The organism is Aeromonas sp. ASNIH8, assembly GCF_002919855.1.
In the GTDB taxonomy this organism is placed as follows: Bacteria; Pseudomonadota; Gammaproteobacteria; order Enterobacterales; family Aeromonadaceae; genus Aeromonas; species Aeromonas caviae.
Genome location: NZ_PQLN01000019.1, coordinates 48,498 through 56,150, shown reverse-complemented (window position 1 = coordinate 56,150; position 7,653 = coordinate 48,498). Strand labels below are relative to the sequence as shown.

Sequence of the window (7,653 nt, the reverse complement as noted above, 5' to 3'; positions counted from 1 at the left end):
GGGTGGTAGGATAGGCATCAACTCAGTCCTTTGGGTGTGGCTTGTTTTGTTTGGCGACTAATGAGATCGCACAAACTGGACTGAGTTCCCTTCCTCCAGTGATCTACTATTCGGAACAGCTATTTAGTGAGGTCCATGCCGCTGGTGATGTTGCCCCACTGGTCGTTGCCGCCGATCTGCAGGGTGCAGCCGAGGCGTTGGTTGAGCACGGCGAAGTCCTGGGATTGCAGCAGGGTGTAGGAGAACTCGGTGAACGAGATGCCCTGATCCGGGCGGGCCAGGCGCTGGCGCACCGATTCGCGGGCCAGCATGGCGTTGACCGAGAAGTGCTTGCCGATGTCCCGCAGAAAATCGAGGGCGGACATCTGCCCCATCCAGTCGGCGTTGTTGACCAGCAGCGACGCCGCCAGCCCGTCGCTCGCTGGCAGCAGCGCTTTTATCTGGGCCGACAGGCTGGCGACCCAGCCCTGCACCGTCTCGGCGCTGTTGAGGGGGCGCTCGCTTGCCTTGAAGCTGGGATCGCCGATAAGGCCGGTGGCCCCGCCCACCAGAGCCACCGGGGTGTGGCCCGCCAGCTGGAAGCGGCGCAGCATCAGCAGTGGCACCAGGTGGCCGATGTGCAAGCTGCCAGCGGTAGGATCGAAGCCGCAGTAGACGGTGCGAGGGGTGGCAAGATGGTCGGCCAGCGCCACCGGGTCGGAATTCTGGGCCACCAGGCCGCGCTGGGTCAGCTCATCGAGCAGGTGAGGATTTGTCATGGAGGGCTCCAACAGCAAGAGAAAGAGGGCCATCCTCGCCGTTTGCAGTGCTGGCAGATATGTCCCCCAGGGGACAGTTTTGCCACTCCCGTGCTAGCATCCTGCCATCGTGGGGAAACCATTCCCTGACCCGGAGCCCATCGCCATGCCCCCGTCTCCTGCCACGGATACCCTGAGCCTGACCGCCGCCGTCGATGCCCTGCACGGCAGCGGCTTCCCGGCAGCCCTGGTGCGCCTCATCCAGCAACAGGTGGCATTCGACTGTGCCCTGCTGCTCGGGGTGGGGCTGCGCCCCGTCTACCTCTACGACAACCTGCATCATCAGCGGGCCCTATTGTTCGACCGCTACCTCACCCGCCACTTCAGTCAGGATCCCTTCATGCAGGCGCTGGAGCAGGGGCTGGGTGCCGGGGTCTGGACCCTGACGCAGGTGTCACGGGGGCGGCTCGACCCCGAGTATCGCCACCACTTCTATCAGGCCACCGGCTGGCAGGAGGAGGTGGGGCTGATCCTGCCGGTGCGCGGCGGCCTCACCCTGATGCTGTTTCTGGGCCGCCTCGACAAGCGCAGCTCCCTCAGCCGTGACGAGCTGACCAGGCTGGAGGCACTGTTCCCGCTGGTCCACTCCCTGTGTCGCCAGCACTGGCGGGAAGAGACACCCCGCCTGGCCCGCAGCCCGGCCAGGTCAGATGGCACTGACCTCAAGGGGGCGGTGGAGCAGGCTATCGCCAGTGTGGGGGGAGACCAGCTAACCCGGCGGGAGCGCCAGGTGGCGGGTTTGCTGTTGCAGGGGCTGGATACCGAGGCCATTGCCGGTTCGCTCGGCATCGGCAGCGGCACGGTGAAGAATCACCGCAAGCACCTCTACGCCAAGTTGAACCTGCACTCCCGGGCCGAGCTGTTCAGCTTCTTCCTCAATCACCTCATCACGGCGCCAGCCGGCGCGCCCCCATAACGACACCACCCCGCCGGGGCGGGGTGGTTCAAACCATGGGCAACGCCGTCAGATGCGGCCCTGATAACGCAGCGGGAAGCGCCCCTGCCCATCGGGCTGGCCGAGGAAGGGTAGCCCCTGTTTCATCTGGTCCGGCAGCTCGGGACCCGGTTTCAAGGTGCCCTGGAACAGGTACTGGCGATTGGCCTGCAACTCCAGCTTGCCCAGCACCTGCACCGCCTCCGAGCCCTGCTTGATCTCGGCCACCAGCCGGGAGTCGAGACAGGTGAGCGTGATCTCGGGATCCCCCAGGGCCAGCTTGCCCGCCGGGGTGTCCGCCTGTGCATCATACCAGTGAAGATCCCCGTAAAGGTTGTCGCACCAGGGAGTGCCCTGGGCAAACTGATCGATCTTGAGCTGCAACTGACCCGTCGCCGTCAACGGGAAGGGGGGTCTCATCGGCACCCGCTCCAGCACCCAGGGGGCCGGCGCATTCAGGGTGATGTTGCGCCCGAAAGCAGCACCGTTCCAACCCAGGCTCCCCTGCCCGTTGAGTCCGCTGCGCTCGCCAAAGCGCACCGACACCTCGGGCGACAGCCGCAGCAGGGACCAGCCATCGAGATCCCAGCGCAACTGGGTGAGGGACTCGCTGGCATATTGCACCCGGGCGGCCTGACCGTTCCAGAGGGTGCCGCTCACCCCCTCCAGCCGCACCAGATTGGAGGGCAGCGGCAGATGGCGCACCACCAGGGATGCAGGCAACTGGGCCAGCAGGAAACCGAGATAGGCCAGCAGGAAGAGACTGGCGATCACTATTTTTCGCTTCATTGGGAACGACTCAACTGCAAACGTCTGACCTTGACCAGCCCGGGGGCCAGCCCCTCGCGGGCCAGCTCGATGATCTGCACCTGGACGCCGTATTGATCCGAGAGGGTCGCAAGCCAGATCAGCAGATCATCGAACGGCACCGTGTCTATCCATACCTGCAGCTCCTGACCCTGGGGCTGCAAGCGGGCAATCTTGATCTTCTGGTTGAAGGCGGTGCGGTTCACCACGCCGTCCAGGGTACCACCGGTATCGATCTGGCGCCCCTGTCCCCCCTGCATCGCCAGCACCTCCTGTCCCTTCTCCTTGAGCCAGGCCAGGGTCTGCTGCTGGTTCACCACCTGCCGCTCGCGCTCGGCAATGCGATTTGCCACCGGCTGCCAGATCGCCCAGTAGAAGAGCCCGATGAGCAGCACGCTACCCCCCACCGCCACCAGCCGCTGCTCGCGGGCACTGATGCCGCGCCACCAGCTCTGCAGTTTGTCCATCATGACGACCTCCCCTTGAGCACCAGCGCCCCTTCGACCTTGCCTTCGGTGCTTCGCACCTCACCCTGCTGCACCGCGAAGCGCTTGCCCGCCAGCTCGCGGAAACGTTCGATCTCGGTGAAGCCGGGGGCCGTCACCTGCAACCTCAGCTCGCCCCGGGCTGCATCGAAGCGCAGCACTTCGGGCTTGAGGCCGGGCACCTCGGCAAACACCGGGGCCAGCTCGGTCAGGAGCAACAGGACGCCATCCTGGGGAGCCTGCCCCAACTGCTGGAGGTGCTGGGTCATCTGGCTGCGCACGTTGACGATGCGCGTCTCCCCCGGGAAGATCCGGGTGTAGACCTGCCGGATCTCCGCCTTGAGGGCCTTGTCCTGTTCCGTCAGCTGGTGCAGATGCACACCGCGCTGCACCAGGGCCACCAGCAACAATACGCCTGCCAGCACCGCCACCTTGCGCCACTGCAACCAGTAGCGGGCGTATTCGGTCTGGGGACGATAGGGCCCCTGCAGCAGGTTGGCCTGGCAGGTCAGCGCCCCTTTCGCCAGCAACAGCATGGGCAGTTCCGGGTCAGCCCCCTGCCAGTTGCCCGCCGCCATGGCGGGGATGGGAGTATGGCAGTGCAGGGTGACGGGTTCGGTCTGCGCTGCCAACAGCATGGCCAGCAGGGATTCCTCCGCCACTATGCCCTGACGGGGGCCCTGGCGGACCAGCCACTCCTCCCCCAGCTGCAGGGCTGACCAGCCATCGGCGGCGAGCGGCAGCGCCAGCACGTCGGGCAGCAGGTGCAGGGTCTTGAGCCCTGCCTGCTCCAGCCAGCCGAGCCAGGAGTGCATCTTCCCCTTGTCCACCGCCATCAGATCCACCTCGCGGCCCTGATGGCCGAGCACCACCAGGTGCAGATCGTCCACGTCTGAGGCGATCTGCTCCTCCAGCAGATAGGGCAGGGCCGCCGCACTCTGGCGGCTGTATTTGCCCGGCAGATTGACCCGCCGGAAGATAAGATCGCTGCCGGGCACCAGGGTCACCACGGGGCGACCACCGGCACGCTCCTGCAGCTCGCCGAGGGCGTGCGCCGATGCCAGGATGCCGGAGGCGATGATCTCCTGCTCCTGCGCCGACCAGACCAGCCAGTGCACTGGCTGCTGCGCATTGGTCCCCAGACGGATGACCAGACTCTCGCTCACTAATGTCTCTCCTGCCATGCCCGCTCCTCCCTCAGGGGGGCGGGCGCACAGCCATGGGTTGCAGTCCAATCGGGGGATGCGCAGGGCAGCTGAAACCGCCCCACGCCCCCTTGTTATTCGGCGCCGCCGCTCAGGCGACGCAGCATCACCAGCTTGTTGTCCTTGCCACGCTGGAAGACGGTCTCAAGCCTGGCGCGGGTCTCCCCCACCTCCGCCAGCAGGCGGGCCTCGAAGAAGCTGCTCTTGATGTCCAGGGCGCCATCCAGCCCGGTGATGGCACCCGGCTGAACCTGCAACTGCTCCGTCATCTCCTGCTTGTTCTTCCACCCCTTCTTGGGGCGGCTGGTCAGCACCCGCTTGGCATCGTCCAGCCCGATCTTCCCCTGGTAGAGCCCCACCAGCAGGGCCGCCTGCTCCGGCCGGATGGTGTTGATGTTCACCACCAGCTTGTCATTGGGCAGGGAGCACACATAGGGGGCCAACCGGGCGTACAGGCTGGCGCTCACCCCGCGCACTGCCCGCAACTCGTCGGTGCCCAGCATCCGCTGGTTAGCCACCAGGTAGGGGGGATTGAGTCCCTCGTAGTAGGCATCCTCGGCCCCGTTGCTCGAGACCAGCTGGGTATCCTTGTCGGTCCAGTCGCGGATGGCGTCCGTCAGCTGCACCGCTTCGTAATCATCCACCTCGAGCTGGGCGAGCAGGGCCCGGAACACCTTGAACTGATAAGGCTGGGCCTCGAGATCGTCGCCGTTCTCCCCCTCCTTGAGGGGCACGCTCAGGCTGTTGAGGTTGAAGCAGGATTGCAGATCCCGCACCCGGCCCGAGAGAGTGCCATCCTCCACCGGGAAGACCCCGTCCTCCCGCGCCCAGTTCTGTCCCAGACTCACCCGATCCGGGTCATCCTTGAAGTCCTGGTTCAGCACCTTGATCACCAGGGCCTCCGCCGACATGGCATACCACCAGGCCTGCTTGCCCAGGGTGAGGTTGGCGGTGCGACGCAGCTCCAGTTGCAGGCGGCCGCTCATGTTGCTGGCGACGATCACCATCACCGCGAGGATGAGCAACACCACCAGCAGGGCCATGCCCCGCTGTCTGCCGGGGGCCAAAGAAGGGCGGGGGCGCTTAATTGCCATTGTCCGCCCTCTGGCCACCGGCTCCGATCAGGAACTGGCGACGTCGAATAGTGCTGTCATCCTTCGTGACGGACAGGGGAAAACGACGATCAGTTACCATTCTCTGCCCTCTGGCCACCGGCTCCGATCAGGAACTGGCGACGGATGGTGCCGTAGTCTTCAAGCTCCAGCTCCACCGCCAGCCCGTAGGGCAGCAGGTCGCGCTGGGTCCACTCCTCCTTCCACTGTCCCTTGTCGTAGAAATAGAGGCGCAGCGCCGTCACGCCGGTCAGCACGGGCTGAATGCGCGGCTCGGTGCCAATGGCCGGATCCGGATAGAGGTAGCTCAACCGCTCCAGGGTCTGCCCCTTGAGACGCCAACCCACCCGTTGCAGGCCGGAGCGCGGCAGTATGCCGTCCGGATTGAGCCAGCCGCCGCGAATGAAGGCCATGCCCCAGTCGTCGCTCTGCTGGCCGAAGCGGGACGCCGCCAGCAGCACCTTGTTGTTCTCGCCGTCGATGCGACCGCTGCGCGGCACCATCTGGGTGACGTCCCGCTCCAGCAGGCTGAAGGCGAGCTGCAGTTCCGAAAGGCGGGCCTCCTTGCGCTTGGCAACCTCGTCGCTGGTCAGCACCCCTTGCAGCACCTGATAGGCCCCCAGGCTCAGGGTGGCGAAGATGGCAATGGCCACCAGCATCTCAAGCAGGGTAAAGCCGCGGTGGCGCGATGGGCGGGGGTTGCTCTGGATCATCGGCTGACACCGGCTCCGGATCATGGACGCACGTTGATGAATGTTCATCGGCTGAGATAGGTCCGGATCATGGCCACCGGGCTGTCGGCCTTGGGCGCAGTGCGCACTTCCATGTCCAGCGCCCTGAAGTTGCTGTCCGCCGTGGCGACGCCGCGATAGCGCCAGTACCAGGTCTGCCCGGCCATCTCCTCGTCCCCTTCCACCCAGCTGTCTCCCGGCCATTTGCCTTCGAGCTTCTGCTGCACCAGCTGATTCTCCACCACCCAGGTCGCCAGGGTCTTCTGCTCCAGATAATTGAGGCCGGCCAGGTGTTCGCTCGCGGTCTTCATCACCGCCAGCCCGGCGATGGCAAACACCGCCAGGGCCACCATGACCTCCAGCAGCGTCATGCCGCGCACCCGGGCGGGGCCGTCCGACAGAGCGGTGCGACGCGCTAGAGCGCCCCCTGCGGGCCTGGCGCTCCTCACTCTTCTTCCTCTTCATCCTGCAACAGGGAGAGACGACCGAACTCGTCCCCCCTGACGGTGCGCAGGTAGTGCAGATCCTCGTCCTGCTGGCTCAGGGTCAGCACGAAGGGAGAGAGCTCTCCCCCCGGAAAGACCAGGATCTGGGGTGTCCGCTCGCGCTCGTCCCGACCCTGCTCCTGGCGTTCGTCCGACGCAGTACGCCAGTTGAAACCTTCCAGCTCCACCGCCAGGGTCATCCCCTCCGGCAACGTCACCGGCCCCAGCAACTTGTCACCGGTCAGGGCGCGCCACTTGCGATCCTTGGGATCCCGGGACATAAACTGCCAGCCGTTCTCCTCGACCCGCAGCCCCAGCAGCCTGCCATCCATCACCGAATACTCCTGGGCCTGCTGCAGGGTCGCCATGAAGCGGCGCGCCTGCTTGTCGAGCTCCCGATCCCCCCTGGCGCCCCCCATGCTGAGGGTGACGGCGGTCGCCACCAGTCCCATCAACATGGCGACCAGCAACACCTCCAGCAGGGTAAAACCGGCCTGGTGACGGGCCGAAGAGGCCACCTTCATTCAGGCAGCCCCGGGGTGGCGCAGTGAGCACGACGCGGCGGAATCACTTATTGGAAGTCCTTCAGGTTCCAGTTGCCGATGTCGTCATCGGTCCCGGCTTCGCCGTCCATCCCCATGGAGAAGATGTCGATCTTGCCGAACTGGCCCGGGCTCAGCAGCTGGTACTGGTTGCCCCAGGGATCCTGCGGCAGGCGCTTGATGTAGCCCCCTTCACGGTAGCTGCGCGGCTCAGGGGATGCGGTCGGCTTGTTGACCAGGGCATCCAGCCCCTGCTCGGTGGTCGGGTAGCGGTTGTTGTCCAGCTTGTACATGTCGAGGGCGTTTTCCAGCGCCACTATGTCGGAGACCGCTTTTTGCTGATCCGCCTTCTCCTTGTTGCCCATCAGGTTGGGCACCACCAGGCTGGCCAGGATCCCCAGGATCACGATGACCACCATCACTTCCAGCAGGGTAAAACCCGATTGACGACGCTTTTGCATGACTGACTCCCTAACGAAATGAGATGGCATTAGCCATCAACGATTAACTGTTAAACCACTATCGTTCGATTGAATTTGCAGGTTCGAATGGCGA

The 7,653-nt window shown here is 65.1% G+C and carries 9 protein-coding genes and 1 pseudogene; 1 reads left to right on the top strand and 9 read right to left on the bottom strand.

Going from position 1 to position 7,653, the window contains the following annotated elements:
• Positions 1–122: 122 nt before the first annotated feature.
• A pseudogene (tyrS, locus tag C3418_RS07415) lies at positions 123–758 on the bottom strand (tyrosine--tRNA ligase); the annotation flags it as partial.
• A 145-nt stretch (positions 759–903) separates the two neighbouring features.
• Between tyrS and C3418_RS07410 the strand changes: the two are divergent.
• Positions 904–1,713, top strand: a complete 810-nt coding sequence (locus C3418_RS07410; RefSeq protein ID WP_103858240.1) for a helix-turn-helix transcriptional regulator — start codon at positions 904–906, stop codon at positions 1,711–1,713.
• A gap of 48 nt (positions 1,714–1,761) precedes the next feature.
• On the opposite strand, the gene exeN is transcribed toward C3418_RS07410, so the two are convergent.
• The 8 genes from exeN to exeG form a co-directional block, all read right to left on the bottom strand.
• Positions 1,762–2,520, bottom strand: a complete 759-nt coding sequence (gene exeN / locus C3418_RS07405) for a GspN family type II secretion system protein ExeN (protein WP_103858239.1) — start codon at positions 2,518–2,520, stop codon at positions 1,762–1,764.
• Entirely contained in the window at positions 2,517–3,008 is a 492-nt protein-coding gene (gene exeM, locus C3418_RS07400) for a GspM family type II secretion system protein ExeM (protein ID WP_010675717.1), read from the bottom strand. Before exeM ends, exeN begins: the two co-directional genes overlap by 4 nt.
• Positions 3,005–4,189 carry a GspL family type II secretion system protein ExeL gene (gene exeL, locus C3418_RS07395; RefSeq protein ID WP_080989970.1) on the bottom strand — a complete coding sequence of 395 codons (1,185 nt, stop codon included), beginning with the start codon at positions 4,187–4,189 and terminating at the stop codon, positions 3,005–3,007. The genes exeM and exeL overlap by 4 nt, the downstream gene beginning before the upstream one ends.
• A 113-nt stretch (positions 4,190–4,302) precedes the next feature.
• Complete coding sequence (gene exeK / locus C3418_RS07390; RefSeq protein ID WP_069784267.1) at positions 4,303–5,322, bottom strand: GspK family T2SS minor pseudopilin variant ExeK; 1,020 nt, start codon at positions 5,320–5,322, stop codon at positions 4,303–4,305.
• A gap of 89 nt (positions 5,323–5,411) precedes the next feature.
• Complete coding sequence (gene exeJ / locus C3418_RS07385) at positions 5,412–6,053, bottom strand: GspJ family T2SS minor pseudopilin variant ExeJ (RefSeq protein WP_103858238.1); 642 nt, start codon at positions 6,051–6,053, stop codon at positions 5,412–5,414.
• Between the two features lie 44 nt (positions 6,054–6,097).
• Complete coding sequence (gene exeI / locus C3418_RS07380) at positions 6,098–6,451, bottom strand: GspI family T2SS minor pseudopilin variant ExeI (protein WP_257713654.1); 354 nt, start codon at positions 6,449–6,451, stop codon at positions 6,098–6,100.
• A gap of 65 nt (positions 6,452–6,516) precedes the next feature.
• Positions 6,517–7,080, bottom strand: coding sequence for a GspH family T2SS minor pseudopilin variant ExeH (exeH, locus tag C3418_RS07375; protein WP_010675722.1), 564 nt, complete (start codon positions 7,078–7,080; stop codon positions 6,517–6,519).
• 47 nt (positions 7,081–7,127) lie between these two features.
• On the bottom strand, positions 7,128–7,559 hold the full coding sequence (exeG, locus tag C3418_RS07370; protein ID WP_010675723.1) for a GspG family T2SS major pseudopilin variant ExeG: 432 nt from the start codon (positions 7,557–7,559) through the stop codon (positions 7,128–7,130).
• Positions 7,560–7,653: the final 94 nt, after the last annotated feature.

Bases quoted from the DNA above. Each gene is read 5' to 3' on its own strand.
- exeM (WP_010675717.1), bottom strand. From the start codon at position 3,008: ATGATGGACAAACTGCAGAGCTGGTGGCGCGGCATCAGTGCCCGCGAG.
- exeH (WP_010675722.1), bottom strand. From the start codon at position 7,080: ATGAAGGTGGCCTCTTCGGCCCGTCACCAGGCCGGTTTTACCCTGCTG.
- C3418_RS07410 (WP_103858240.1), top strand. From the start codon at position 904: ATGCCCCCGTCTCCTGCCACGGATACCCTGAGCCTGACCGCCGCCGTC.
- exeK (WP_069784267.1), bottom strand. From the start codon at position 5,322: ATGGCAATTAAGCGCCCCCGCCCTTCTTTGGCCCCCGGCAGACAGCGG.
- exeN (WP_103858239.1), bottom strand. From the start codon at position 2,520: ATGAAGCGAAAAATAGTGATCGCCAGTCTCTTCCTGCTGGCCTATCTC.
- exeJ (WP_103858238.1), bottom strand. From the start codon at position 6,053: ATGATCCAGAGCAACCCCCGCCCATCGCGCCACCGCGGCTTTACCCTG.
- exeG (WP_010675723.1), bottom strand. From the start codon at position 7,559: ATGCAAAAGCGTCGTCAATCGGGTTTTACCCTGCTGGAAGTGATGGTG.